General features: G+C 72.6%; 23 protein-coding genes and 1 tRNA gene. 13 read left to right on the top strand and 11 right to left on the bottom strand.

Features of this window, described 5'->3' with window-relative positions:
• Positions 1 to 59: 59 nt before the first annotated feature.
• The 3 genes from ADK64_RS03845 to ADK64_RS03835 all read right to left on the bottom strand — a co-directional run bounded on the left by ADK64_RS03845 (position 60) and on the right by ADK64_RS03835 (position 2,233).
• Positions 60 to 887: an SCO1664 family protein gene (locus ADK64_RS03845; protein WP_053654765.1), complete on the bottom strand. Its 828-nt coding sequence runs from the start codon at positions 885 to 887 to the stop codon at positions 60 to 62.
• A complete protein-coding gene (locus ADK64_RS03840; protein WP_053654763.1) occupies positions 851 to 1,441 on the bottom strand; it encodes a DUF3090 domain-containing protein in 591 nt (196 codons plus the stop codon). The genes ADK64_RS03845 and ADK64_RS03840 overlap by 37 nt, the downstream gene beginning before the upstream one ends.
• 93 nt (positions 1,442 to 1,534) lie before the next feature.
• Entirely contained in the window at positions 1,535 to 2,233 is a 699-nt protein-coding gene (locus tag ADK64_RS03835) for a histidine phosphatase family protein (RefSeq protein ID WP_053654761.1), read from the bottom strand.
• Positions 2,234 to 2,295: 62 nt separating this feature from the next.
• On the opposite strand from ADK64_RS03835, the gene corA reads away from it, so the two are divergent.
• Complete coding sequence (gene corA / locus ADK64_RS03830; RefSeq protein WP_053654802.1) at positions 2,296 to 3,291, top strand: magnesium/cobalt transporter CorA; 996 nt, start codon at positions 2,296 to 2,298, stop codon at positions 3,289 to 3,291.
• A 7-nt stretch (positions 3,292 to 3,298) separates the two neighbouring features.
• Here corA and ADK64_RS03825 read toward each other — a convergent pair whose 3' ends face one another.
• Together ADK64_RS03825 and ADK64_RS03820 are read right to left on the bottom strand one after the other, a co-directional pair.
• The gene (locus tag ADK64_RS03825) at positions 3,299 to 4,087 is read right to left on the bottom strand and encodes a hypothetical protein (protein WP_053654759.1); all 789 of its coding nucleotides are present in this window, start codon (positions 4,085 to 4,087) and stop codon (positions 3,299 to 3,301) included.
• A 234-nt stretch (positions 4,088 to 4,321) separates the two neighbouring features.
• On the bottom strand, positions 4,322 to 5,377 hold the full coding sequence (locus ADK64_RS03820) for an LLM class F420-dependent oxidoreductase (RefSeq protein WP_053654757.1): 1,056 nt from the start codon (positions 5,375 to 5,377) through the stop codon (positions 4,322 to 4,324).
• Positions 5,378 to 5,599: 222 nt separating this feature from the next.
• Here ADK64_RS03820 and ADK64_RS03815 point away from each other — a divergent pair, with 222 nt between their 5' ends.
• Positions 5,600 to 6,583, top strand: coding sequence for an aldo/keto reductase (locus tag ADK64_RS03815; RefSeq protein WP_053654756.1), 984 nt, complete (start codon positions 5,600 to 5,602; stop codon positions 6,581 to 6,583).
• Positions 6,580 to 9,090 carry a helix-hairpin-helix domain-containing protein gene (locus ADK64_RS03810; RefSeq protein WP_053654754.1) on the top strand — a complete coding sequence of 837 codons (2,511 nt, stop codon included), beginning with the start codon at positions 6,580 to 6,582 and terminating at the stop codon, positions 9,088 to 9,090. Before ADK64_RS03815 ends, ADK64_RS03810 begins: the two co-directional genes overlap by 4 nt.
• A gap of 88 nt (positions 9,091 to 9,178) precedes the next feature.
• On the opposite strand, the gene ADK64_RS03805 is transcribed toward ADK64_RS03810, so the two are convergent.
• Complete coding sequence (locus ADK64_RS03805; protein ID WP_053654752.1) at positions 9,179 to 9,862, bottom strand: hypothetical protein; 684 nt, start codon at positions 9,860 to 9,862, stop codon at positions 9,179 to 9,181.
• Positions 9,863 to 9,909: 47 nt separating this feature from the next.
• Here ADK64_RS03805 and ADK64_RS03800 point away from each other — a divergent pair, with 47 nt between their 5' ends.
• The gene (locus ADK64_RS03800) at positions 9,910 to 10,098 is read left to right on the top strand and encodes a DUF5703 family protein (RefSeq protein WP_053654750.1); all 189 of its coding nucleotides are present in this window, start codon (positions 9,910 to 9,912) and stop codon (positions 10,096 to 10,098) included.
• 235 nt (positions 10,099 to 10,333) lie between these two features.
• On the opposite strand, the gene ADK64_RS48595 is transcribed toward ADK64_RS03800, so the two are convergent.
• From ADK64_RS48595 to ADK64_RS03785, 3 genes are all read right to left on the bottom strand, one after another.
• The gene (locus tag ADK64_RS48595; RefSeq protein WP_053654748.1) at positions 10,334 to 11,188 is read right to left on the bottom strand and encodes a chaplin; all 855 of its coding nucleotides are present in this window, start codon (positions 11,186 to 11,188) and stop codon (positions 10,334 to 10,336) included.
• Between the two features lie 115 nt (positions 11,189 to 11,303).
• Positions 11,304 to 11,537 carry a chaplin ChpH gene (gene chpH, locus ADK64_RS03790; RefSeq protein ID WP_053654746.1) on the bottom strand — a complete coding sequence of 78 codons (234 nt, stop codon included), beginning with the start codon at positions 11,535 to 11,537 and terminating at the stop codon, positions 11,304 to 11,306.
• Between the two features lie 169 nt (positions 11,538 to 11,706).
• Complete coding sequence (locus tag ADK64_RS03785) at positions 11,707 to 13,032, bottom strand: M20/M25/M40 family metallo-hydrolase (RefSeq protein ID WP_053654745.1); 1,326 nt, start codon at positions 13,030 to 13,032, stop codon at positions 11,707 to 11,709.
• Positions 13,033 to 13,248: 216 nt separating this feature from the next.
• Here ADK64_RS03785 and ADK64_RS03780 point away from each other — a divergent pair.
• From ADK64_RS03780 to polX, 4 genes are all read left to right on the top strand, one after another.
• A tRNA-Leu gene (locus tag ADK64_RS03780) sits at positions 13,249 to 13,336 on the top strand.
• Between the two features lie 257 nt (positions 13,337 to 13,593).
• Positions 13,594 to 17,466 (top strand): Pls/PosA family non-ribosomal peptide synthetase, encoded by a 3,873-nt coding sequence (locus tag ADK64_RS03775; RefSeq protein ID WP_053654742.1) that lies wholly within the window; start codon positions 13,594 to 13,596, stop codon positions 17,464 to 17,466.
• A gap of 77 nt (positions 17,467 to 17,543) precedes the next feature.
• A complete protein-coding gene (locus tag ADK64_RS03770) occupies positions 17,544 to 18,881 on the top strand; it encodes a M1 family metallopeptidase (protein WP_053654740.1) in 1,338 nt (445 codons plus the stop codon).
• 21 nt (positions 18,882 to 18,902) lie between these two features.
• Entirely contained in the window at positions 18,903 to 20,624 is a 1,722-nt protein-coding gene (gene polX, locus ADK64_RS03765) for a DNA polymerase/3'-5' exonuclease PolX (protein ID WP_053654737.1), read from the top strand.
• Between the two features lie 6 nt (positions 20,625 to 20,630).
• Here polX and ADK64_RS03760 read toward each other — a convergent pair whose 3' ends face one another.
• Positions 20,631 to 20,942, bottom strand: coding sequence for a dsRBD fold-containing protein (locus ADK64_RS03760; protein WP_053654736.1), 312 nt, complete (start codon positions 20,940 to 20,942; stop codon positions 20,631 to 20,633).
• An 85-nt stretch (positions 20,943 to 21,027) separates the two neighbouring features.
• On the opposite strand from ADK64_RS03760, the gene ADK64_RS03755 reads away from it, so the two are divergent.
• Positions 21,028 to 21,402 (top strand): YchJ family metal-binding protein, encoded by a 375-nt coding sequence (locus ADK64_RS03755; RefSeq protein ID WP_107092911.1) that lies wholly within the window; start codon positions 21,028 to 21,030, stop codon positions 21,400 to 21,402.
• Between the two features lie 11 nt (positions 21,403 to 21,413).
• Here ADK64_RS03755 and ADK64_RS03750 read toward each other — a convergent pair whose 3' ends face one another.
• Positions 21,414 to 22,115, bottom strand: coding sequence for a FadR/GntR family transcriptional regulator (locus tag ADK64_RS03750; protein ID WP_053654732.1), 702 nt, complete (start codon positions 22,113 to 22,115; stop codon positions 21,414 to 21,416).
• Positions 22,116 to 22,255: 140 nt separating this feature from the next.
• Between ADK64_RS03750 and ADK64_RS03745 the strand changes: the two genes are divergently transcribed.
• The 4 genes from ADK64_RS03745 to ADK64_RS03730 are packed head-to-tail and all read left to right on the top strand — an operon-like array spanning position 22,256 to position 26,025.
• Positions 22,256 to 22,780, top strand: coding sequence for a gluconokinase (locus tag ADK64_RS03745; protein ID WP_053654729.1), 525 nt, complete (start codon positions 22,256 to 22,258; stop codon positions 22,778 to 22,780).
• Between the two features lie 38 nt (positions 22,781 to 22,818).
• Positions 22,819 to 24,216, top strand: a complete 1,398-nt coding sequence (locus tag ADK64_RS03740; RefSeq protein WP_053654728.1) for a gluconate:H+ symporter — start codon at positions 22,819 to 22,821, stop codon at positions 24,214 to 24,216.
• Between the two features lie 10 nt (positions 24,217 to 24,226).
• A complete protein-coding gene (locus ADK64_RS03735; protein WP_053654726.1) occupies positions 24,227 to 24,985 on the top strand; it encodes an SDR family oxidoreductase in 759 nt (252 codons plus the stop codon).
• Between the two features lie 14 nt (positions 24,986 to 24,999).
• Positions 25,000 to 26,025 carry an L-idonate 5-dehydrogenase gene (locus ADK64_RS03730; protein WP_053654724.1) on the top strand — a complete coding sequence of 342 codons (1,026 nt, stop codon included), beginning with the start codon at positions 25,000 to 25,002 and terminating at the stop codon, positions 26,023 to 26,025.
• Positions 26,026 to 26,096 lie beyond the last annotated feature (71 nt).

Below are 26,096 nucleotides of genomic sequence, written 5' to 3'. Positions count from 1 at the left end.
CGAACGGGATCGGGCCGGATGGCCGGTTGTGCCCTCTTGCATCTTCACGGCCGGTGTGCTCACACCGGCGGCCACGGGATCGCCGGCCACTCCCCGCTCGGCTCCGGGTGCACGCCCGTGGTGAGCAACGTCTCGACACGCGCGCGTGTGGCGTCGATCTCGGCCGGGGTGATCAGCGGGGCCAGCCGCTCGCCCAGCGGGCCGGTGAGGCCCTCCCGCAGGCCCTCCAGGACCTCGACGGCCTCGGGGGTCAGCGGCTCCCCGGCCCAGCCCCACAGCAGCGTGCGCAGCTTGTTCTCGACGTTGAAGGTGACGCCGTGGTCGATGCCGTACAGCCGGCCGCCGGCGGTGGGCAGCAGATGGCCGCCCTTGCGGTCGGCGTTGTTGATCACCGCGTCGAGGACGGAGAGCCGGCGCAGCCGCACGTCGTCGGCGTGCACGAGCAGCGCGGTGCGGCCCTCGCCGACGTCGGCGAGGCCGATCGCCTTCCAGCCCGGCTCCGGCTCCTCGGCGTCGACCAGGGCGAGCAGCTCCTCCTCGGCCTGGACGTCGATCCACAGCTGGCACATGCCCTCGCCGTACGGCCCGTCGCGCAGCACGGTGGGCGGGACGAGCCCCCAGCCGGTGGCCTCGGAGACCTCGTAGGCGGCCACCTCGCGGCCCGCCAGGGTGCCGTCGGGGAAGTCCCACAGCGGGCGCTCGCCGGCCACCGGCTTGTACACACAGGAGGCTTCCCGGCCGTCGTCGGCCACCGTGCAGAACAGCGCGGCGTTCGACGCCTCCCGGATCCGGCCGCGTACGGTCAGCTCACCGTGGGCGAGCAGCTCGGCATCGGCCGTGCCGGGGACCGTCACGCTCCGCGGCGGTATCCGTTCTGGCGCGGGCATACGTGTCCTTCCGGATCGAGCGGGAGGCTGCACAGCGGACACGGCGGCCGCCCGGCGTTGACGACGTCGAGGGCGCGCTTGGCGAAGGCCCTGGCCTGCGCGCCGGTCAGCCGGACCCGCAGCATCGGGGGCCCGTTCTCCTCGTCCTGGAGCAATCGCTCCTCGGCCTCGGCGAGGTCCTCGTCGGTGTCGGCGTCCAGCTCCACGAGGGCCTGCGCCTCGACGATCATGCGCTGTTCCTCGCCGTCCCAGGCCAGCGCCATGGTGCCGACGCGGAACTCCTCCTCGACGGGGGCGTCCAGGGGGGCGGTGTCGGCGATCTCGGAGGGCGTGACGGCGGGGACGGCCGCGCTGCCGCCGCTGCGCCGCACGACCTCGTCGAGCAGTTCGTCCATGCGCTCGGCGAGCGCGGCGACCTGGGTCTTCTCCAGTGCCACGCTGGTCACCCGGGAGCCTGCCGTGGCCTGGAGGAAGAACGTACGGCGTCCGGGCAGTCCGACCGTGCCGGCGACGAAGCGGTCCGGCGGGTCGTAGAGGAACACCTGACGGGACACGTCCTGATCTCCATGGGGTTCGAGAGCTTCAACGGTGCTGGCCACGCGGGTACGCGACGGTGGTGGATCGCTTCACCCTACTGCGGCCGACGATCACGGTGCGCCCGCACCACCCCCGACCGGTGCGTCGCCCTCGCGGACCTCCTCGCCGGTCTCCTCGCGCGGGGCGAGAGAGGCGAAGTCCCCGGTGTCGCCGAGGCGGACGAGATACGGGCGCAGCCGCGTGTAGCGGATCGCGGTGACGGAGCAGGGCTCCACGGAGATCCGCTGGAAGAGGTCGAGATGGAGCCCGAGGGCGTCGGCGACCAGGGACTTGATGATGTCACCGTGCGAGCACATGAGGTAGACGGCGTCGGCGCCGTGATCGCGCTCCACGCGCCCGTTCCACTCACGTACGGCCTCGGCGGCGCGGGTCTGCATGGCCCGCAGGGACTCGCCCCCGGGGAACGCGGCGGCCGACGGATGCGCCTGGACGACCTCCATCAGCGGCTCGTCCTTCAGCTCGGCGAGCTTGCGGCCGGACCAGTCGCCGTAGTGGCACTCCCCGATCCGCTCGTCGGTGTGGACACGCAGCTCCGGGCGGGCCTCCAGCAGCGGCCGCAGGGTCTCCTGGCAGCGTTGCAGCGGGCTGGTGACGACCTCGGAGAGCGGCAGGCCCGCGAGCCGCGCGGGCAGCGCGGCGGCCTGCGCGGCGCCCCGCTCGTCCAGGGCGACGCCTGGCGTCCACCCGGCGAGCACGCCGGAGGTGTTGGCGGTGGAACGTCCGTGCCTTACGAGGATCAGCGTGGGCATGCGGCCCAGGGTAGGCGTATCAGCACGTGCGCCGCTGGGCGGGCGGAGGGAGAATGCGCTCCGTGATCGTCGACTGCGCCATCTACCGGCACGGGCACCGCACCGAGGGCCCGGAGGACCTGTCCGACGCGCTCGACGAGGCGCGGGCGGCGGGCGGGTTCGTCTGGATCGGTCTGTACGAGCCGTCGGAGCGCGAGTTCGACCTGGTCACGCGGGAGTTCGGGCTGCATCCGCTGGCGGTCGAGGACGCGCTCAAGGCACATCAGCGACCGAAGCTGGAGGTGTACGACGACTCGCTGTTCATGGTGCTGAAGCCGGTCGTCTACGAGCCCGAGAGCGACACCGTCTCGGCCGGCGAGGTCATGGTCTTCACCGGCCACTGCTTCGTGGTGACCGTCCGCCACGGCGAGGGCTCCCCGCTGGCCGCCGTACGGCACCGGCTGGAGGAGGAGCCGGAGATGCTCGACAAGGGCCCCACCGCCGTGCTGTACGCGATCGCCGACGCCACCGTCGACCACTATCTGGAGGTGGCGACGGAGCTCCAGGCCGACCTGGAGGAGCTGGAGACGGAGGTGTTCCTGCCGGAGCGCGGCGGCTCGCGCCACACCGCGTCGCGGATCTACACCTTCAAACGGCAGGTCCTGGAGTTCCGCCGGGCCACCGGCCCCCTGATGGTGCCGCTGACCCGGCTGGCCGGCACCGGGCCGCTCGGCACCGGACTGCCCTTCGTGAACGACAAGGCGCGGCCCTTCTTCCGGGACGTGGGCGACCATCTGCTGCGCGTGAACGAGTCCGTGGAGGCACTGGACCGCCTGGTGTCCGACGTCCTCTCGGCACATCTGGCGCAGATGAGCGTGCGGCAGAACGACGACATGCGGAAGATCTCCGCGTGGGCGGCGATGGCCGCGGTCCCGACGATGATCGCGGGGATCTACGGCATGAACTTCGATCACATGCCGGAGCTGCACTGGCTGTGGTCGTACCCGGCCGTGATCCTGCTGATGGCCGCCCTGGAGGTGCTGCTGTACGGCCTGTTCAAGCGCCGCGGCTGGCTGTGAGGCCCGGCTACCCGAACTCGGCCGCGGGGGTGGCGGGTCCGCCGAGGGCGTCGCGGTGCTCGGGCATGCGCAGACCGACCATGCGGCGCCAGCCGGCGAGGCGCTCATAGCCGTACGTCGCGTGGATACCGGCCGCGAGCAGCGCGTACTTGACGCGGGACCAGCCCAGGACGCGGCCCATGTGGGCCATCACGGAGAGGCTGACGTCCCGGTAGACGCGGATCTCCGCGATCGCGCACGCGCGCAGGGTGCGCTGGATCAGCCGGCCGTGCCCGGCGGCGGCGAACCGCAGCAGTTCCTCGTGGGTGTAGGCGAGGTGGTTGTCCTCGTCGGCGGAGATCATGCGGACGGCCCTGCCGACCTCGGGATCGTCGGCGAAGTACCTGCGGAGCATGACCATCTGGTCGGCGGCGCGCTGCTCGGTGACGCGGCTGTGGCAGAGGTAGACGATGATGTCCCGCACGCAGAGCGGCTCGTCGCGGCGGAGCTTGTCGTGGGCGAGCCCGATGCCGCGGCGCTCCAGGAGCATCGTGTAGTCGGTCTCGGGCGGTACGGCGACGGGGGTGAGCCCGCGCTTTCGCATCAGGGCGTCGAAGATGCGTCCGTGCTTGTCCTCGTCGGCTCCGTGGCGGGCGATCTTCGGGGCCAGGGCGCTTTCGCTGCGCGGCACCAGAGTGGCGATCCGTCCGTTCTCCCAGCCGCCCTGGGACTCCCCGCCGGCGGCGATGGAGCAGAAGAGCCGGAAGGACTCGTCGTGGTCGAGGATCTCCTGGAACAGACTCCTGGCCGAAAGCATCGACGCCACCTCTCCGCAAGATTCCGCAGCGTTGCGCGACACGCAGCGTTCTTCAGCGACATTCCGCAAAGACCGAGTCAAATGCGGCTGGAGAGGAGCCGCAACACGGGCGTGGGCCGATCGGCCGAAAGAAGGAACACCGGGGTCGTAACCGTGCGGCACCCGGCGCGTTGTTCCCGATGACGGCCGTGGCGGGGAGGACCCCCGAGCCCCCACCACGGCCGCTGAAGCCCTCTATGCCAGTCCGGCGCGCTCCAGGGCGTCGCTGCCGGCCCGCAGGGAGGCGAGCCGCTCCTCGAGCGTGAAGCCGGCGGGGGCGAGGCTGAGGGTGGTGACCCCGGCGGCGGCGTAGGCCTTCATCCGGTCGGCGATGCGGTCGACGGAGCCGAGCAGTGTCGTCTTGTCGATGAGGTCCTGCGGGACCGCGGCCGCGGCGCCCTGCTTGTCGCCGGACAGGTACTTCTCCTGGATCTCGGCGGCCTGCTTCTCGTACCCCATGCGCCGCGCGAGCTGGTTGTAGAAGTTCTGCTTGGCACTGCCCATGCCGCCCACGTACAGCGCGGTGTAGGGGCGGAAGGTGTCGGCGAGCCGGGCCACGTCCTTGTCGTCGCCGACGGCCAGCGGCAGGGTCGGGCAGACGTCGAACCCGTCGAGGGTCCTGCCCGCCTTCTCACGCCCCGCGCGCAGGTACTTGAGGGTGGTCTCCTCCAGATGCTCGGCGGAGGGGAAGATCAGCAGCGCGCCGTCGGCGATCTCGCCGGTCTGCTCCAGGTTCTTCGGGCCGATCGCGGCGATGTACAGCGGGATGTGCTCGCGCTGCGGGTGCACGGTCAGCTTGATCGGCTTGCCCGGCCCGCCCGGCAGCGGCAGTGTCCAGTGCTCGCCCTCGTACGACAGCCGCTCCCGCGTCATCGCCTTGCGCACGATCTCCACGTACTCACGCGTGCGTGCCAGCGGCTTGTCGAACTTGACGCCGTACCAGCCCTCGGAGACCTGCGGTCCGGAGACACCGAGGCCGAGCCGGAAACGGCCGCCGGAGAGCGAGTCCAGCGTGGCCGCGGTCATCGCCGTCATCGCGGGCTGCCGGGCCGGAATCTGGAAGATGGCCGAGCCGACGTCGATGCGCTCGGTCTGGGCGGCGACCCAGCTGAGCACCGTGGCCGCGTCCGAGCCGTACGCCTCGGCGGCCCAGCACACGGAGAAGCCCAGCCGGTCGGCCTCCTGGGCCACGGCCAGATTGTCCCCGTCCATTCCGGCACCCCAGTAGCCGAGGTTGATCCCGAGCTGCATGGCCGATTCCCCTTACCCGTGAGTAACGTCGCTGTGGTGGCGACCTTAGCGCGGGGGTGGGGTCCGGGGGCAGGGCGTGATCAGGATAGGGGCCGGGATCACGCGTCCCGGGCAGTGTCAGGTGCCGTGTCCGCAGCCGTGTCCGGGACCGTGTCCGGGACGGGCCCGCAGAGTTATCCACAGGCCACCCACGGCGCAGTTCTGGCCAGTAATCTCGCGGACATGGAGCAGAGGCATCTCGGCCGTACCGGCCTGCGCGTGTCCCGAATCGGACTCGGCACCCTCACCTGGGGCCGGGACACCGACCAGCACGACGCCGCGGACATGCTGAAGGCGTTCTGGGAAGCCGGCGGAACGCTCGTCGACACGGCCGACGTGTACGGCGACGGGGAAGCGGAGTATCTGCTCGGGCAGTTGATGGAAGGTTTGGTGCCGCGCCGGGACCTGGTGATCTCCACCAAGGCGGGCAGCGTCCCGGACCCCGACCGCCGCTTCGACGGCTCCCGCGGCCATCTGCTCGCCGCCCTCGACGCCTCCCTCGCCCGCCTGGGCACGGACTACGTCGACCTGTGGCACGTCCACGCCTACGACCCGCAGACCCCGCTGGAGGAGACGCTCCAGGCCCTCGACATAGCGGTGAGCAGCGGCCGCGCCCGCTACGCCGGCGTGTCCAACTTCTGCGGCTGGCAGCTCGCCAAGGCGGCCACCTGGCAGCTCGCGGCGCCCGGCACCCGGACCCGGCTGGCCGGCACGCAGCTGGAGTACTCGCTGCTCCAGCGCGGCGCCGAGCGCGAGGTGCTGCCCGCCGCGCTCGACCTCGGCGTGGGCCTGCTGCCCTCCTCGCCGCTCGGCCGGGGCGTGCTGACCGGCAAGTACCGGCACGCCACTCCCCCGGACTCGCGCGGTGCCTCCGAGCATCTGGCACCCTTCGTCGAGCCGTACCTCGACGACACGGCCGCCCGGATCGTGGACGCGGTGACGACGGCCGCCGACGGGCTCGCCGTGACCCCGCTCCAGGTGGCCCTCGCCTGGGTCCGGGACCGGCCCGGCGTGGCCGCCCCGATCGTCGGCACGCGCAACGCGCAGCAGCTCACGGCGGCATTGTCAGTGGAGGCCCTTAGTCTTCCTGACGAGATCTGCCGGGCTCTCGACGATGTGTCGGCGCCCGTGCACCGCTATCCCGATCACGACTGGAGCACGCTGTGAGCACGGAGCCGGAGACCACGGAGAAAGCCGGGCCGGGGACGCCGGACACACCCGAGACCCCGGGCGGGGAAACCGCGCCCGGCACGAGCCCTGCGAACGACACCGGCGCGAGCGCGGCCGAGGGCGGGGGCGAAGCACGGGCTCAGGACCAGGCGGCCGACGCGAGCGAGACGCAGGCCGGGGAGGAGACCGGCCCCGGCGGTGGCGGGACGCGTTCCCAGGGCGAGAGCGGCTTCGGCGGTGGCGGGGCGCAGGCTCAGGACCACACGGCCGACGCAGGCGAGACGCAGGCCGGGGACGAGACCGGCCCCGGCGGTGGCGAAGGCTCGGGCGGCGACGGCAAGGACACGGGCGGAGCCGAAGGCGGCGACGGCGGAACCGGAGCCGCAGGCGCGGACCGCGGAACCGGAGACGCGGGCGGAGCCACAGGCGCGGACGGCGGAACCGACGGCTCGGGCGGCGCCGAAGGCGGCGGGGCCCAGTTGTCCGAGGCGGAGGCCGAGTTGGCCGCGCAGCGGGCCGAGCGGGAGCGGATCGAGCGGCGCAAGGCGGAGAAGAAGGGGCCGATCGAGAGCGGCGCCAAGCTCAGCGGCAAGGCGGCCGACCTGCTCGCGGCGATCCGGGCCGTGGAGGGGGGCGAGCAGCCGGCGGCCACGGCCTTCGCCGAACCCGCGCCCGTTCCGCGCCGCCCGGCCCCGGAGCCGGTGCACCATCCACGGCCCACCCCGGCCCCGGCTGCCGTCGCACCCGGCGCACCCGCGCCGGAGACCGTCGAGGCCGTCCGCCCGGTGCTGGCGGAGGGCGGCGCGCCCGAGGCCCTCGCCTCCCAGGTCGCGGCGGCGCTCGGCGAGGGCGCCGACACCGCTCTGCGCGAGGACCCCTGGCAGCTGCTGCGGATCGGCGGCGTACGGCCCGACCAGGCCGACGGGTTCGCACGGGCGCTCCTCGGCGCCGGCTGCGGCCCGGACGACGAGCGCCGGGGCCGCGCGGTGACCGTCTGGCTGCTGGAACAGGCCGCCCTGGCCGGGCACACCGCGCTGGAACTGTCCACGCTCAGCACGGCGCTGGGCCGGCAGGGCGTGCCCGATCCGGACGCGGCGGTGCAGAGCACACTCGCCGAGGCCGAGGCCCTGGCGTTCCAGGACGCCTTGGAGGAATCGGCGGCCGCCGCCCCGCAGGAGGCAGCGGAAGAGGGCGACGAGGAGGAGCGGCCGGTCCGCGTCCTGGTCGGCCTGGAGCGCTACGCACTGGCCGAGGAGAGCCTCGCCGACGGCCTGGCCCGGCTGGTCAACTCGCTGTCCAAGGAGGCCGAGGAGGCCTGGCGGGAAGCCGCCGGCGCGGTCTCCGACGACGCGGCCTTGGCCGGTGCGGCCGAGCTGGTCCGCGAGGTCGCCGGGCACGGCCTGGTGCTGCACACCGGCGGGGAGGCGGCCCGCGCCGAACCGGCCGCGTTGCTCGACGCCGCCCGCGCCGCCGGTCTGCGGGCGTTCGCCGTCTGCCACACGCTCGACGGCAGCCGGCGCCTGGCCGCGCTGCCGGGCCCGGACGGCGCGGAGCGCGGTGTGGGCACGGTGACCGGTCTGCTGTCCGGCACCGAGGGCCCGGGCCGGGACGCGGACGGCGCCCTGGAACTGGATCTGCTGATCGTGCTGGACGCGCCGCAGCTCGACGTGGAGAGCGCCGCGATGCTGGTCGAGTCGCTGCCGGACGGGGCCCGGCTGGTGCTCAGCGGTGACCCGGCGGTGCTGTGGTCGGCCGGTCCCGGCCGGGTCTTCGCCGATCTGCTCGCCGCCCGCGCCTGCCCCCAGTTCGCCTCCCGCGTGCCCGACCCGGGCCCGATCGGCGAGCTGGTCTCCGGCATCGGCATCGGCGAGCTGAACCAGGTAGCGGCCCCCGGCAAGGAGATCGTCATCGTCCCGGTGCGGGACGCGGGCGAGGCCGTGCACCGCACGGTCCAGTTGGTCGCGGACTCGGTACCGCGGGCGATCGGAGTCCCCGCCGACCAGACCGTGGTGATCACCCCGGGGCACGGCGGTGCCGCGGGCACCCGCGCCCTCAACGCCGCCCTGAAGGAGCGCCTCAACCCGGGCCCCGGCCGCTTCGGCGGCTTCGACCCCGGCGACCGGATCGCCTACACCCCCGCCTCGGGCCGCACGGTGCCGGGCGTGGTGGTGCGGGCCGACGCCGACGGACTGCACCTGACCTGCGCGGAAGCCCCCGTCGTCGTACCGCGCGAGCGAGTGGAGGGCACCGTACGGCACGGCTGGGCACTGACCGCGCACCAGGCGGTGGGCACCCGCTGGCCGGCGGCGGTCGTGGTGCTGCCCGGCGACGCGGCACAGGCGCTCAGCAGACCGTGGGTGTACACGGCGTTCGGCCGGGCGGAGCGGCATCTGTCCGTGGTCCACGGGGTGGAGCAGGCCCTGCCGAAGGCGGTGGCGGAAGCCCTGGCCAAGCCCCGCACGACCCGTCTGCAGACACTGCTGCGCACGCAGGTGACCGCCTAGTCTCCCGCGTCGCGACGGCGATCGGCCACGGCGGCGGATCCCGGCGGTGCCGTAGGGGCCCCGAGCCGCTACGGCACCGCCGCCCGCCTCACTTCTCGGTGTCCAGCGGCTCCAGATCCTCGTCCTCGACGAACTCGAGATCCTCGTCCTCGTCGCCGTCTTCCTCGTCGTCGAACACCGCGCTCACATCGAACCGGCACACCACCCCTTGCGGGTCGATGTGCTCGAAGGGCGCCTCCAGCCACTCCCCGGCCTCCAAAGGCTCCTCCGCCGCGGTCACCCACAGCGTGGAGTCGCCCTCCTCCAGGCCGAACTCCTTGTGCCGGGAGGCGATCTCGTCCGGTTCGAACTCGCCGAAGAGGATGCCCAGCGCCCCGGGGACCGTGCCGGCGGCGCCCTCGGCCGAGGCACCGGCCTCGTCGTACTCCGCCGCCTCGACCCGCTGGGCCTGCGCGAGCAGCCGCTGGGGTTCCGCGACGGCGTAGTCGCGGCGGATCAGCACGCTGATCGCGTTCGGTTCCTCGGGGCCCGCGTACGGCGGCAGCTCGTCCGTACCCGGAATCTCGAAGGGCGTGACCTCGTCGAAACGGTCGTAGAGCAGCTCGTCGTACACCTCGGCGGCCGCGGCCAGCTGGTTGAACGCCTCGGAGACGGCCGGGTCGTCCTCCCCCGACCTGCGTTCGACCGCCGCCAGATGACGGTCGAGCGCGGTCTTGACCGCCTCGGCGGCGGCACGTACCTCGGCAGCGGTGGGCTGCGCAGCATCAGACATAGTGCAGACGCTATCCGTACCGGGCCCCAGCCCGCACAATAGATGCGATGCCGGAATACGAATTTGTCGACGTGTATGTGCCGCGCGGGGTCTCCCGCAGGGAGGCGACACGTCTGCTGACGGACCATGCCGAGTACGGACACTGGGAGTTGGACCGCCTGAGCCTGATGCGCGACGGAAGCCGCAGGGTGCGGCTGCGCAGGCGGATCATCCGCCAGGTGAGGGCCACGTGGTGAGGCCGGACACATGAGCGGAGCGGGCCCCGCCGGAATGGCAGGGCCCGCTCCGTTTACCGCACCGCTCGGCCCGCAGGACACCGCGCCGGTTCACCGCGTCGCACGGCCCACAGTGCCGTACGGGCTTGCCCGGACCCGGCGTTGCCCGCCGGACGCTCCGCTGGAGCCGTATGTCGATACAGCCCCGTGCCCCTCGGGGTCCCTGCGGAACCGCAGCGGACCTCGCCCGGCCCGCTCAGGCCGCGGCCCGCGCCTTGCGGTAGAGGACGGCACCGGCGAGCAGCGCGCCCGCGCCGACCGGCAGCGCGAGGCCGAGCGGCACATCGCTGCCGGTGTGCGCGAGCTGGGCCGTGGTCGGGAGCTGGGCTCCGTGGCCGCCCTGCTGCTGCACCTGCGAGGCCCCCTGCGGCCCGTGGGGCGTGTGGCCCCCCTGGCCGGGCGGGGTCGTCGGACCTCCCGGACGGGTCGGCTTACCCGGATGGTGCGGGGTGCCGGGGTGGCCGGGCTGCCCCGGGTGGCCAGGCTGTCCGGGATGACCGGGCTGCCCCGGGTGACCGGGCTTTCCGGGGTGACCGGGGTGACCGGGCTGCCCCGGATGACCGGGCTTTCCGGGGTGACCGGGCTGCCCCGGGTGGCCGGGCGGGTTGACGTGGCCGCCCCCGCCGTTGGCGCAGTCGTTGCCCACGGCGGCGTTGCCCACGCCGATGACGCTCGCGCTGTTGCCGCAGACGTTCACCGGGACGTCGATGGGCACCTGCACGGTGTTGCCGGAGCCGACACCGGGTGAGCCGCCGGTATGGCCGCCCGCGTGCGAGCCCCCGGAGCCACCACGGCCCCCTGAAGTACCGCCGTGGTTGGCACATGAGTTGCCCACGGACGGGTTGAGCAGTCCGATCACGTTCACGGTGTTGCCGCAGACGTTCACCGGCGCGTGCACCGGTACCTGCACCGTGTTGCCGGACAGTACGCCGGGTGAGCCGGCGGCGGCGCCGATCGCCCCGGCGTCCGCGTGGGCGTAGCCGCTCGCCGCGGCGATCACTCCGGTCGCGGCGGCCATCGTCATCAGGCCCTTGCGCGTGCCTTGTCGCATGCTGGATTCCCCCCTGCCTTCGCTTCTCTCGGAAAGAAAGCCGGTCGGCCCCGGAGCGCATGGGGCGCACTCCGGGGCCGACGGCTTGTCACACACGCCCCTCAGGGAGCCTGCGTCACTTGTTGATGCAGGTGTTGCCGAAGGCGGGGTTCAGAAGCCCGATCACGTTGATCGTGTTGCCGCACACGTTCACCGGGACATGCACGGGCACCTGGATGACATTGCCGGAGACGACACCCGGGGAGTGCACGGCGGCACCCTGAGCACCGGAGTCGGCGACAGCCAGGCCCGCGCCCGCGAGAACCAGCCCACCGGTGGCAGCCGCAGCAGCGACGACCTTCTTGATCATTGTTCCTCCTTGTTGGCAATGCGACCCCAAGGTGCGGGATCGCATCACCTGTAACGAGGAGGGAGTAATGGAGCTACGAGCTTATGGTCAGATTCACCCTTCTCGGTCAGTTCTCGCACGGCCGCCCGAAATCACCGCCTCGGGCGCCTCGCGACGGGTCCGCGAAGCGTCAGGACGCGTCGATGAACCGGTCCAGCACCCGCACGCCGAACTGCAGCCCGTCCACCGGCACCCGCTCGTCCACGCCGTGGAACATGCCGGCGAAGTCCAGCTCCGGCGGCAGCTTCAGCGGGGCGAAGCCGAAGCCGCGGATGCCGAGGTCGTCGAAGGACTTGGCGTCGGTGCCGCCGGAGAGCATGTAGGGGATGGCCTTGGCGGTGGGATCCTCGGCCAGCAGCGAGGACTGCATGGCCTCCACCAGCGCCCCGTCGAAGCCGGTCTCGACCGCCTTGTCGGCGTGCACGTCCTCGCGCCGGACGTTCGGCCCGAGCAGCCGGTCGAGGTCGTCGAGGAACTCCTCCTCGTAGCCGGGCAGGAACCGCCCGTCGATGTGCGCGGTGGCCTCGCCGGGGATGACGTTGACCTTGTAACCGGCGTTCAGCTGCGTGGGGTTGGCCGTGTTGCTCAGGGTCGCGCCGATCAGCTTGGCGATGCCGCCGAGCTTGGCGAGGGTGGACTCCATGTCCTCCGGGTCCAGCTCGGTGCCGAGCGCGTCGCCCAGCTCGTCCAGGAAGGCCCGGGTGGTCTTGGTGACCCGTACCGGGAACCTGTGCCGCCCGACCCGGGCCACGGCCTCGGACAGCTCGGTGATGGCGTTGTCCCGGTGGATCATGGACCCGTGCCCGGCGGTGCCGGCCACGGTGAGCTTCATCCAGTGCATGCCCTTCTCGGCGGTCTGGATCAGGTAGAGCCGCCGCTTCTCGTTCACCGTGAACGAGAAGCCGCCCACCTCGCTGATCGCCTCGGTGACGCCCTCGAACAGCTCGGGGTGGCGGTCGACCAGGTACCGGGCGCCGTAGGTGCCGCCCGCCTCCTCGTCGGCGAGGAAGGCGACCACGATGTCCCGCGGGGGCCGCCGGCCACTGCGCAGCCGGTCCCGGACGACCGCGAGGGTCATCGCGTCCATGTCCTTCATGTCGACGGCCCCGCGCCCCCACACGCAGCCGTCGGTGACCTCGCCGGAGAAGGGGTGATGCGTCCAGTCGTCGGCGTTGGCGGGTACGACGTCCAGGTGGCCGTGGATCAGCAGCGCGGGCCGGGAGGGATCCTCGCCCTCGATGCGGGCCACCGTCGAGGCGCGGCCCGGGTGGGACTCGAAGATCTTCGGCTCCAGCCCGACCTCGGCGAGCTTCCCGGCGACCCACTCGGCGGCCTGGCGCTCGCCGGGACCCGAGTGGTCGCCGTAGTTGCTGGTGTCGAACCGGATCAGCTCACGGCAGAGGTCCACGACCTCGTCCTCGCCGGTGACGCCCTTGGCGGTGTCCGTCTCGCTCACGCTGCTTCCTCCCGCTGTCGCTCCTGGTGGTCTCCCTCATCCTCTCTCCGGTCCCGGTCCGCGCCCAAGGGCGGTCCCGCCCCGTCATACGCCGTTCACGCGCGACCGGGCCCGGGGACGGGGGTGATCAGACACCCCCGAAAGCCTGGTAATGTTTCCTTCGTCGCCGCGAGGGAAACCCCGCCAAAAAGGGATTCTCCGCACGACAGACACCTTGTCCGGGTGGCGGAATGGCAGACGCGCTAGCTTGAGGTGCTAGTGCCCTTTATCGGGCGTGGGGGTTCAAGTCCCCCCTCGGACACCAGTGAAGGCCCCTGTGAACCAGGGGCCTTCTGCTTGTGCCCCGAGGCGACCGGGAGGCGGATTAGCCCGGAGTGTCCGATCCTTCACCGTGTGTGGGGCATGTCTCCTCCGGCTCGAAGATCGCCAGGTCAGCGACCTCGGCCCGATCGCGCGCGGCTGCCCGGACAGCCCCTCCCGGTGGCCGGGCGCAGGGGCGGAGCCTAGCGTCGTACTAAAATATCCGGCTTGTCACCCAGCCGGACCCGACGTGAGGACCTGATGGCAGCCACAGACGAGAGCAGCGCTCTCGGCCTGCTCGACGAAGAGATCCGCACGCAGTTCGGCGACCGGGCACGCTTCTCGGCCGGGCCCGCCGCCTCACCGCGCACGCTGGTGGACGTCTTCGAGGCGACCGTACGGTCGTGCCCGGACGAACTCGCCCTGGACGACGGTACCCGCCGCCTCACCTATCGAGCGCTGGCCGTGGAAGTGGACCGGTTGCGGCGGCGGCTGGCCGGGCACGGGGTCGGGCTCGGGGACCGGGTCGGGGTGCGGGTGCCCTCCGGGACCAACGAGCTGTACGTCGCGATTCTCGCCGTTCTCGCGGCCGGTGCCGCCTACGTCCCCGTCGACGCCGAGGACCCGGACGAGCGGGCCGAGTTGGTCTTCGGCGAGGCCGCGGTACGGGCCGTCATCGGGGCCGGGCACACCATCGGCGTCCAGGAGGGGACCTCCGGCTCCCCCGCCGGACGGCCCGGTGCCGAGCACGACGCCTGGATCATCTTCACCTCCGGGTCCACCGGGAAGCCCAAGGGCGTCGCCGTCTCGCACCGCAGCGCCGCCGCGTTCGTGGACGCCGAGGCCGCCCTCTTCCTCACCGAGGAGCCGATCGGGCCCGGCGACCGGGTCATGGCGGGGCTGTCCGTCGCTTTCGACGCCTCCTGCGAGGAGATGTGGCTGGCGTGGCGGTACGGCGCGTGTCTGGTGCCGGTGCCCCGCTCGCAGGTCCGCAGCGGTGCCGATCTCGGGCCCTGGCTGGTCGAGCAGGAGATCACCGTCGTGTCGACGGTGCCGACGCTGGCCGCGCTGTGGGAGCCGGAGACCCTCAACGACGTACGGCTGCTGATCTTCGGTGGCGAGGCCTGCCCGCCCGAGCTGGCGCAGCGGCTGGTCACCGAGGGGCGCGAGGTGTGGAACACCTACGGGCCGACCGAGGCGACCGTCGTGGCCTGTGCGGCGCTGCTCACCGGTGAGGAGCCCATCAGGATCGGGCTGCCGCTGAACGGCTGGGACCTAGCGGTCGTCGATGACGCCGGTGAGCCCGTGGCCATGGGCGACAGCGGACAGCTCGTCATCGGCGGGGTCGGGCTCGCGCGCTATCTCGATGCCGAGAAGGACGCGGAGAAGTACGCCCCGCTCCGGTCGCTGGGCTGGGAGCGGGCCTATCGCAGTGGTGACCTGGTCAGGGCCGAGCCCGAGGGGCTGATCTTCCTGGGCCGGGCCGACGAGCAGATCAAGCTCGGCGGGCGGCGGATCGAGCTGGGCGAGGTCGACGCCGCGCTCCAGGCGCTGCCCGGGGTCGCGGGTGCCGCGGCCGCCGTGCGCACCGCCCGCAGCGGCAACCAGCTGCTCGTCGGCTATGTGGTCACCCAGGACGGCTGGGACCACGCGGCCGCCGTCGAGAAGCTGCGTGCCGAGCTGCCCGCCGCGCTGGTGCCGCTGCTCGCGCCCGTCGCCGAGCTGCCGACCCGGACGTCCGGGAAGGTGGACCGGGGCGCCCTGCCCTGGCCGCTCAAGGGCGTGGAGACGCCCAAGGCGGATCTGTACGGCACCGAGGCCTGGCTCGCCGAGCAGTGGGCCGAGGTGCTGGGCATCCCGGTGACCAGCGCCTCCGACGACTTCTTCGCGATCGGCGGCGGCAGTCTGGCCGCCGCTCAGCTCACCACGCGGCTGCGCACCCGCTATCCGAGCGCGGCCGTCCTCGACATCTACCAGCAGCCCGTGCTGCGCAAGCTGGCCCGGCGGCTGGAGGCCTCGGCGCAGGACGACGGCTCGCGGCGGACCGTCGCTGCGGTGCCGGTCCGCGCCCAGGCCGTCCAGCTCCTCGTGCTCGTCCCGCTGGTCACGCTGCTCGGGCTGCGCTGGACGCTGGTCCTGGCCGCCGTCGGGAACGTACTGCCCGGATACTCCTGGCTGCCGACCGCCCCGTGGTGGCTGCTGGCGGCCGGCGCACTGCTGTTCTTCACCCCGCCGGGCCGGATCGCGCTCGCGGCGGGCGGGGCGCGGCTGCTGCTGCGGCGGCTCGAACCCGGACGGTATCCGCGTGGCGGAAGCGTGCATCTGCGGCTGTGGACCGCCGAGCGGCTGGCCGAGTTCAGCGGGGCCACCTCGCTGACCGGGTCCTGGCTGGAGCGCTACGCCCGGGCGCTGGGCGCCAAGGTCGGGCCCGAGGTGGACCTGCACTCGCTGCCGCCGGTCACCGGCATGCTCAAGCTGGGCCGGGGCGCGGCCGTCGAGTCCGAGGTCGACCTCTGCGGGTACTGGCTGGACGGCGACCGGCTGGAGATCGGCACGGTCAAGGTCGGCGCGCACGCCACCGTCGGCACCCGCAGCATGATCTTCCCGGGCGCCCGTGTCGGCAAGCGGGCCGAGGTGGCTCCCGGCTCGGCGGTCAGCGGGCAGATCCCGACCGGTCAGCGGTGGGCGGGCGCGCCGGCCGTCAAGCTCGGCAAGGCCAAGCGCAACTGGCCGAAGGAACGTCCCCAGCGGGGCACGTACTGGCGGGTGATGTACGGCGTGGCGGGTATCGCGCTCGGCGCCCTGCCGCTGGTCGCGGGTGTGGCCGCGCTGCTGGTCGCCCGGCTCTTCGTGGCGTCCGGAGGCTCCCTCGCCGGGGTTCTGCGCGGGGTCGCGCTCGGGCTGGTCCCGGCCACGCTGGCCTACGGGCTGGCGTACGCGCTGCTGATCCTGGTCGCCGTACGCGTGCTCAGCCTGGGGCTGCGCGAGGGCACGCATCCGACGCACAGCCGGGTCGGCTGGCAGGCGTGGACCGTGACGCAGCTGATGGACCGCTCCCGCGAGACGCTGTTCCCGCTGTACGCCGGGCTGGTCACGCCGGTGTGGCTACGGCTGCTGGGCATGCGGATCGGGCGGGGCGCCGAGGTGTCGACCGTGCTCGCGCTGCCGAGCCTGACCACCGTCGGCGACGGCGCCTTCCTGGCGGACGACACTCTGACGGCGCCGTACGAGCTGGGTGGCGGCTGGGTGCGGATCGGGCGCGCCGAGATCGGGCGGCGGGCGTTCCTCGGGAACTCCGGGATGACCGCGCCGGGGCGCAGCGTGCCGGACGGCGGGCTGGTCGGCGTGCTGTCGGCGACGCCGAAGAAGGCGAAGAAGGGCACCTCGTACCTGGGGCTGCCGCCGGTGAAGCTGCCGCGCAGTGCCGCCGGCGGGGATCAGAGCCGTACGTACGAGCCGCCGGCCCGGCTGCTGTGGGCGCGCGCTCTGGTGGAGCTGTGCCGGATCGTGCCGGTGCTGTGTTCGGCGGCGCTGGCCGCGGCGACGGTGGCGGCGCTGTGCGCGCTGTGCACCCTGGGACCGTGGGCGCCGCTGCTGTCGGGCCTGGTGCTGCTCGCGGCCGGGGCGGCGGCCGGGCTCGTGTCCGTCGTGGCGAAGTGGCTGCTCGTGGGGCGGCACCGGGCCGGTGAGCATCCGCTGTGGAGCTCGTTCGTGTGGCGCAACGAGCTGGCCGACACGTTCGTCGAGGTGCTGGCGGTGCCGTGGCTGGCCGCGGCCGTACCGGGCACGCCGGTGATGACGCTGTGGCTGCGCGGGCTCGGCGCGCGCATCGGCGAGGGCGTGTGGGTGGAGAGCTACTGGCTGCCGGAGACGGACCTGGTGACCCTGGAGGACGCCGCGACCGTCAACCGTGGCTGTGTTCTGCAGACTCACCTCTTCCATGACCGGATCTTGCGGACGGATACTGTGGTTCTCCGCGCGGGGGCCACACTGGGCCCTGGCGGGATCGTGCTGCCCGGCAGCACGATCGGGGCCCGTACGACCCTGGGTCCCGCGTCGCTCGTCATGGCCGCGGAGTCCGTCCCGGACGGCACCCGCTGGCTCGGCAACCCGATCGAGGCATGGCGTCCCTGAGCGCGGGCCGTTCGGTGCCCACGGGCGTCGGCGCACCGGGGAATGGTTCGAGCAAGGCGCAGGGAGCGAACGCGGAAGTGGCAGTGCAGCAGTCAGCGGGTCCGGACCCGTACTTCCCGGACAACGGCGATCCCCGGTACCGGGTACACCGCTATGAACTCGCGCTGGACTACCGGCCCGGCCCCAACCGGCTGTCCGGCGTGGCCCGGATCAACGCCATCGCCGGCCGGGCGCAGCTGTCCGAGTTCCAGCTCGATCTGGCCGACTTCAAGATCGGCCGGATCCGGGTGGACGGCCGCCAGCCGCACTACACGCACCGGGGCGGCAAGCTGCGCGTGAAGCCGGCGAAGCCGCTGCGCGCCGGGGCGGCCTTCACGGTCGAGGTGCACTGGTCGGGCAATCCGAAGCCGGTGGCCAGTGCCTGGGGCGGGCTCGGCTGGGAGGAACTGGCGGACGGGGCGCTGGTGGCGAGCCAGCCGGTCGGGGCGCCGTCCTGGTACCCGTGCAACGACCGGCCCGCCGACAAGGCGTCGTATCTGCTCTCGGTCACCACGCCGTCGGCGTACGCGGTGGTCTCGGGCGGGCGCCTTTTGACCCGTACGACGAAGGCGTCGACGACCACCTGGGTGTACGAGCAGGCCGCGCCCACGTCCAGCTATCTCGTCGGGCTGGCGATCGGGAAGTTCCAGACGGTGCTGCTGGGCGATCCGGGGCCGGGCGGGGTGCCGCAGCACGGGCACATCCCGGCGCAGCTGCTGCCTGAGTTCTCCCGGGACTTCGCGCGGCAGCCCGCGATGATGGAGCTGTTCCAGGAGCTGTTCGGACCGTACCCGTTCGAGGAGTACGCGGTCGCGGTGACCGAGGAGGAGCTCGATGTGCCGGTCGAGGCACAGGGGTTGTCGCTGTTCGGCTCCAACCACGTGGACGGCGCCCGGGGTTCGGAGCGGCTGGTGGCGCACGAGCTGGCGCACCAGTGGTTCGGCAACTGCGTCTCCATCGCCGACTGGCGGCAGATCTGGCTGAACGAGGGCTTCGCCAAGTACGCGGAGTGGCTGTGGTCGGAGCGCTCGGGCGGCCGTAGCGCCCAGCAACTGGCCGCCGCGGCACACCGGTTGCTGGCCACGCTGCCGCAGGATCTGCGGCTGGCCGATCCGGGCCGCCGGTCGATGTTCGACGACCGGCTCTACGAGCGGGGCGGGCTGACCCTGCACGCGGTGCGCTGCGCGCTGGGCGACGACGCCTTCTTCCGCATGCTGCGCGGCTGGGTGCGGCTGCACCGGGGCGGGACGGTGACGACGGCGGTGTTCGTCGAGCACGTGGCCCGCTTCGCGGACGAGCCGCCGGCCGGGCTGTTCGAGGCGTGGGTGTACGGGGCGAAGCTGCCGCCGCTGCCGGTACTCCAGGACGTTCCCTAGGCGTTTTCCTAGACTTGAAGGGTGACCCGGCGCAATGACGAGGTCGAGGCGCTCCTGCGGGAGTACGCGGACCTCGTCGCGATCACCGGAGGCGACGCCTTCAAGGCGCGCGCCTACGAGAAGGCCGCGCGTGCGATCGGCGGGTATCCGGCGGACATCTCGAAGCTGGACGAGGGCGGCCTCAGGGAGATCCCGAACGTGGGCCGGTCGATCGCCGACAAGGTGGTCGAGTATCTGCGCACGGGGAAGATGGCGGTGGTCGAGGAGCGCCGCGCGAGGATTCCCGCCGGGGTCCGGGAGCTGATCGCGATCCCCGGTCTGGGGCCGAAGAAGGCCCTGCGGCTCTACGAGGACCTGCACATCGCGTCGGTGGACGCGCTGGCCACGGCGATCGAGGCGGACGCGCTGGCCGATCTGCGGGGCTTCGGCGAGAAGACGCAGGAGAACATCCGGCACGGCATCGAGCTGCTGCGCCGGGCGGGCGGCCGGGTGCTGCTGTCGACGGCGCTGGAGACGGCCGAGGAGATCGTCGCCGAGCTGTCGGGGCTGCCCGGCTGCGGGCGCTGTGCGTACGCCGGCTCGCTGCGCCGGATGCGGGAGACCGTCGGGGACCTGGACGTCCTCGTCGCGGCGAGGCGCTCGGAGCCGTTCATGGCGGCACTGTGCGAACTTCCGGGCACGGCCGAGGTGATCGCGCGGGGCGCGAAGAAGACGTCGGTGCGCACCGTCCGGGGGCTCCAGGTGGATCTGCGGGTGCTGCCGCCGCAGTCGTGGGGTGCCGGGATGCAGTACTTCACCGGTTCCAAGGGCCACAACATCCGCACCCGCACCATCGCCGTGCACCAGGGGCTGAAGCTGTCCGAGTACGGCCTGTTCGACGCCGAGAGCGGGGACTCGCTGGCCTCGCGCACCGAGGAGGAGGTCTATGCCCGGCTCGGGCTGCCGTGGATCGCGCCGACGCTGCGGGAGGACCGCGGGGAGGTCGAGGCGGGCCTGCACGGCGAGCTGCCCGAGGTGGTGACCGAGAAGGACGTCCGCGGTGATCTGCACACCCACACCGATCTCACGGACGGCCTCGCCCCGCTGGCGCAGATGGCGGCGGCGGCCGCGCGGCGCGGTTACGCGTACTACGCGGTCACCGACCACGCGCCCGGCCTGTCCATGCAGCGCATGACCGACGAGAAGCTCCTCGCCCAGCGGGAGAGCCTGCGGGAGCTGGACGGCACCCTGCGCAGGATGCGGCTGCTGCACGGCACGGAGCTCAACATCGACCCCGACGGCGAGGTGGACTGGCCGGCCGAGTTCCTGGCCGGCTTCGACCTGTGCGTGGCCTCCGTGCACTCGCACTTCCACCTGGGTCGCAGGGCGATGACCCGGCGGCTGGTGCGGGCCTGCGAGAACCCGTACGTCAACATCATCGGGCACCCCACGACCCGGCTGATCGGCCGGCGGCCGGGCGTGGACGCCGACTGGGACGAGGTGTTCGCGGCGTGTGCGCGCACCGGTACCGCGCTGGAGGTCAACGCCCAGCCGGACCGGCTGGACCTGGGTGACGAGGACATCCTGCGCGCCCGGGAGTACGGCGCGAAGTTCGCGGTGAACTCCGACGCCCACGCCGTTCCGCACCTCGCACTGCTGCGGTACGGCGTCGCCACCGCGCAGCGCGGCTGGCTGACCCGGGAGGACGTGATCAACACCTGGCCGCTGACCCGGCTGCGGCGGTTTCTGCGCAAGGGGAGGTGAGGGGCTTCACTCCCGGTCCAGCCACAGCGGCGACGGCCCCTCGGTGTCGGCCGCTCCCAGCGCCTTCATGTCCCCGTCGGCGGCCCGCAGAAGGACGCGGCCCATGGCGATCAGGGCGCGGCCGGCCGCGAGTTCGTCGCCGATCTCCGGCACCTCGGGGTCGTACGGGCTGCGGCGGGCCTCGGCGCGGCTCTCGAGGACGTTGTCGCCGGTGTCCAGGACGATCCGGGCCGTGGTGTCCGGGTCGTGCTCGGACAGATACACATGCAGGCGCCACTCCTTGACGGCCGGGGGCCGGCCGCTCACGGGTCGGGTCATCGTCGGCCTCCCTGGACTGCGTCGCCCTTCCACTGTGCACCCCGCCAGGGGCGGGCGCCTCCGCTGGCGGGGCAGAATGTGGACCATGACGTCGCGCACCTGCCCCTGCGGGCTCCCCCAGTCGTACGACGCCTGTTGTGGGCGTTTCCACGCGGGAGCGGCCGCCGCCCCGACCGCCGAGCTGTTGATGCGCTCGCGGTACTGCGCCTTCGTCGAGGGGGACGTGCCGTATCTGCTGCGCACCTGGCATCCGCGGACCCGGCCGGAGCGGCTGGAGCTCGATCCCCGGATGCGGTGGACGGGGCTGGAGATCCTGGACGGCACCGACGGCTCCGCCTTCCACGCCCGGGGCACGGTGACGTTCCGCGCCTCCTACCGGGGCGGTTCGCTGCACGAGCGCAGCCGGTTCGAGCGGGTGGACGGGGCGTGGGTGTACGTCGACGGGGAGTTCTTGGACTGACCCGGACCCGGCTAGGGCGCCAGGATGTCCAGTTCCTCGAGGGCGCCCACGGTGATCTGCCGGGTCAGTTCCTGCGCGCGGGCCGCGTCGCCGCCGCGGACCGCCTCCGCGACCCGGACGTGCAGGGTGACGGCCGCCGGGTCGGGGTCCTCGAACATGACCTCGTGATGGGTGCGGCCGGCCAGGACCTCGGCGACGACGTCGCCGAGGCGGGCGAACATCTCGTTGCCCGAAGCGGTGAGGATGACGCGGTGGAAGGCCACGTCGTGGATGAGGTACTGCTCCAGCTTGTGGCCGCGTGAGTTGGCCACCATGCCGAGGGCGCACTCGGTGAGTTCGGCGCACTGCTGGGCCGTCGCGTGCTTCGCGGCGAGGCCGGCCGCGACCGGTTCGAGGGCGGAGCGCAGCACGGTCAGCGAGCGCAGCTGGTGCGGACGGTCGGCGCCGGCGAGGCGCCAGCGGATGACCTGGGGGTCGTAGACGTTCCACTCGCACTTCGGGCGGACGGTCACGCCGACCCGGCGGCGGGACTCGACCAGGTGCATGGACTCGAGCACGCGGACCGCCTCGCGCATCACGGAGCGTGACACCTCGAAGTGCTGGGCGAGTTCGTCCGTGCGCAGCACGCTGCCCGGCGGGTACTCGCCCCCGGTGATCGCGGGGCCGAGGGTGTCCAGTACATGGCCGTGCAGCCCCCGGCCCGGTGTGCTCATGCACTCAGCGTACGGCTTGGATCACAGAGACAAAAAGTCAGACTTATAAGTCACACTCTCTTGAATTCGTCGTACCTAATGGGTTTCAGTGTGGCGACGCCGATGTGGCGTCGGATGTCGAGGAAGACAGCGAGGCAGTAATGCGTACCCCCCAGGTCGTCGTCGTGATGGGCGTCGCGGGGACGGGCAAGACGACCATCGGTCCCTTGCTCGCCGCGCGGCTGGGCGTCCCGTACGCCGAGGGCGACGACTTCCATCCGCCGGCCAACATCGCCAAGATGTCGGCCGGCATCCCGCTGGACGACGCCGACAGGTGGCCGTGGCTGGACGCCATCGGGCACTGGGCGCACGGGCGGGCCGGACTGGGCGGGGTGGTCAGCAGCTCGGCGCTGAAGCGGTCGTACCGCGACCGGCTCAGGGCCGTGGCTCCCGGAGTCGTGTTCGTGCACCTCACGGGCGACCGGAAGCTGATCGAGGACCGGATGACGCAGCGGCAGGGGCACTTCATGCCGACCGCGCTGCTGGACTCCCAGTTCGCCACGCTGCAGCCCCTGGAGCCGGACGAGGCGGGAGTCGCCGTCGACGTCAGCGGCGGCCCCCAGGAGATCGCCGAACGCGCCGTGAAGGCACTCGAGGCGCTTCCCGACAGCACCACCATCGCGTAGCACTCACCCCCGTCCCCCGTATTCGCAAGGGAACCCCCGTGACCAGACTCAGCGTCGAGATGCTGGCAGCGGACGCACCTCCGCCGATCACCTCCGCCGGACATGCCCAGCTGGGCATCGCCGTCCTGGTGGGCATCGCCGTGATCGTCCTGCTCATCACGAAGTTCAAGCTCCATGCCTTCCTGGCGCTGACCATCGGGTCACTGGCGCTCGGGGCGGCCGCCGGCGCCCCGCTCGACAAGGTGATCACCAGCTTCAGCACCGGGCTCGGCTCCACCGTCGCGAGCGTCGGCGTACTGATCGCCCTCGGCGCGACCCTCGGCCGGCTGCTCGCCGACTCCGGCGGTGCCGACCAGATCGTGGACACGATCCTCGCCAGGGCCGGCGGGCGGGCCATGCCCTGGGCGATGGTGCTCATCGCCTCCGTGATCGGCCTGCCCCTGTTCTTCGAGGTCGGCATCGTCCTGCTGATCCCGGTCGTGCTGATGGTCGCCAAGCGCGGCAACTACTCCCTGATGCGCATCGGCATCCCGGCCCTCGCCGGTCTGTCCGTGATGCACGGCCTGATCCCGCCGCACCCCGGCCCGCTGGTCGCGATCGACGCGCTCAAGGCCAACCTGGGCGTGACCCTGGCGCTCGGCCTCCTGGTCGCCATCCCGTCGGTGATCATCGCCGGACCGCTGTTCTCGAAGGTCGCCGCCCGCTGGGTGGACGTCCCGGCCCCCGACCGGATGCTCCCGCAGCGTCCCTCCGAGGAGCTGGAGCGCCGTCCCGGCTTCGGCGCGACGCTCGCCACCATGCTGCTGCCGGTGGTGCTGATGCTGGCCAAGGCGCTCGTGGACATCGTCGTCGACGATCCGGCCAACCGGACCCAGCGCGTCTTCGACGTCATCGGCTCCCCGCTGATCGCCCTGCTCGCCGCCGTGATCGTCGGCTTCTTCACGCTGGGCCGGCCCGCCGGGTTCAGCAAGGACCGGCTCCAGCAGACCGTCGAAAAGGGCCTTGCGCCCATCGCCGGCATCATGCTGATCGTCGGCGCGGGCGGCGGCTTCAAGCAGACCCTGATCGACTCCGGGGTGGGCCAGATGATCCTGGACGTCTCCAAGGACTGGTCGATCCCGGCGGTGCTGCTCGCCTGGCTGATCGCGGTGGTGATCCGGCTGGCGACCGGCTCGGCGACGGTGGCGACCGTCTCGGCGGCCGGTCTGGTGGCCCCGCTCGCGGCCGGCAGCTCGACCACCCACACCGCCCTGCTCGTCCTGGCGATCGGCGCCGGCTCGCTCTTCTTCAGCTTCGTCAACGACGCCGGCTTCTGGCTGGTGAAGGAGTACTTCGGACTGAGCGTCGGGCAGACCGTGAAGACGTGGTCGCTCATGGAGACGATCCTCTCGGTGGTCGCCGGCGGCCTGATCCTGCTCCTCTCGCTGATCCTCTAGGGGTACGGGAATGAGTCACCCGCTCTTCGACATCAGCGGCCGCACCGCCCTGGTCACCGGCTCCAGCCGGGGCATCGGCCGGGCGCTGGCCCGGGGCCTGGCCGAGGCCGGCTGCACGGTGGTCCTCAACGGGCGCGACGCCGGCCGGCTGGACGAGGCGGCCGCCGGTCTGCCCGGTGTCGTCCACACGGCGGTGTTCGACGTGACCGACGGCGCTTCGGTGGCCGCCGGGATCGCGGACGTCGAGGAGCGGGTGGGCCCGCTCGACATCCTGGTGAACAACGCGGGCATGCAACTGCGCGCCCCGCTGCTCCAGTTCACGGAGGGCGACTGGCACCGGATCCTGGACACCAACCTCACCAGCGCCTTCCTGGTCGGCCGGGAGGCGGCCCGCCGGATGACCGAGCGCGGTCATGGCAAGATCATCAACATCTGCTCGCTGCAGAGCGAGGTCGTGCGGCCGGGCATCGCGCCCTACGCGGCGGCCAAGGGCGCGCTGAAGATGCTCACCAAGGGCATGTGCGCGGACTGGGGGCCCTGCGGCGTCCAGGTCAACGGGCTCGGCCCGGGCTACATCGAGACCGAGCTGACCCGGCCGCTGGTGGCGGACGAGGAGTTCAGCGCATGGGTGCGCCGGCGCACCCCGGCCGGCCGCTGGGGCCGTACCGGGGACCTGGTGGGCGGTGTGCTCTTCCTCGCCTCGCCGGCCTCGGACTTCGTGAACGGGCAGATCCTGTACGTCGACGGCGGTATGACGAGCGTGCTGTGAAAGGAGCCGCCAGGATGCTGGGTTGTGTGATCCACGGCGCGGGCGATCTGCGGGTCGCGGAGCTCGTGCCGCCCGTCCCCGGACCCGGCGAGGCTTTGGTCGCGGTCCGCTACGGCGGGGTGTGCGGCTCCGATCTGCACTACTGGCGGCACGGCGGGGTCGGTGACTTCCGGCTCCGGGAGCCGATGGTGCTCGGGCACGAGGTGGTGGGCACGGTGGTGTCCTACGGCGCCGGGGCCACCGGTCCCGCACCGGGTACGGCTGTTGCCGTGCACCCCGCCACCCCGTGCGGGCGCTGCCCGGAGTGCGCCGACGGACGGGCGAACGTCTGCCGGGACACCCGGTATCTGGGCAGCGCGGCCCGCTTTCCGCATGTGCAGGGCGGATTCGCTGCCCAAGTGGCCGTGCCCGTCGGACAGTTGAGGGTGCTTCCGGACGGCCTCGGGCTGCGCGTGGCCGCGCTCGCCGAGCCGTTGTCGGTGGCGCTGCACGCGCTGCGGCGGGCCGGGGACGTCTTGGGCCGGCAGGTGCTGGTGACCGGGGCCGGGCCGATCGGGTGCCTGGTGGTCGCGGCGGCGAAGGCGGCCGGTGCGGCGCGGGTGACCGTGACCGATCTGCTGCCCCGGGCGCTGCGGTACGCGGCCGTCGCCGGCGCCGACACGCTCGTACGGGCAGACGATCCGGATGACGCCGGGTGGCCCGCCGGGGTGGACGTGGCCGTCGAGGCGTCGGGCGTCGCGGCCGGGCTCGACACGTGTCTGCGGCGGGTACGGCGCGGGGGCGTGGTGGTCCAGCTCGGCATGCTGCCGCCCGGACAGAGCCCGTTCGCCGGGAACCTGCTGGTGAGCCGGGAGATCGAGCTGCGCGGCGCGTTCCGTTTCGGCGCCGAGTTCGACGACGCGCTCGGCCTGCTGGCCGCGCGGGCGGAGTTCGACGGGCTGATCAGCGCGGTGGTTCCGGTCCGGGAGGCGGAGGACGCGTTCGCGCTGGCCGCTGATCGGGGGCGGTCCTGCAAGGTGCTGCTGGACTTCGCCGGCTGAGGGCTCGCGGAGGGCCGACCGAGGGGCTTCCCTTTTCCCCTTCGGAAGCGTAGGTTCCGCATACCCCGCGT

It is taken from the genome of Streptomyces sp. MMG1121, from assembly GCF_001280015.1.
Classification (GTDB): Bacteria; Actinomycetota; Actinomycetes; order Streptomycetales; family Streptomycetaceae; genus Streptomyces.
Note: the sequence above shows the minus strand (reverse complement) of the source record. Positions and strands in the feature narration are given on the sequence as shown.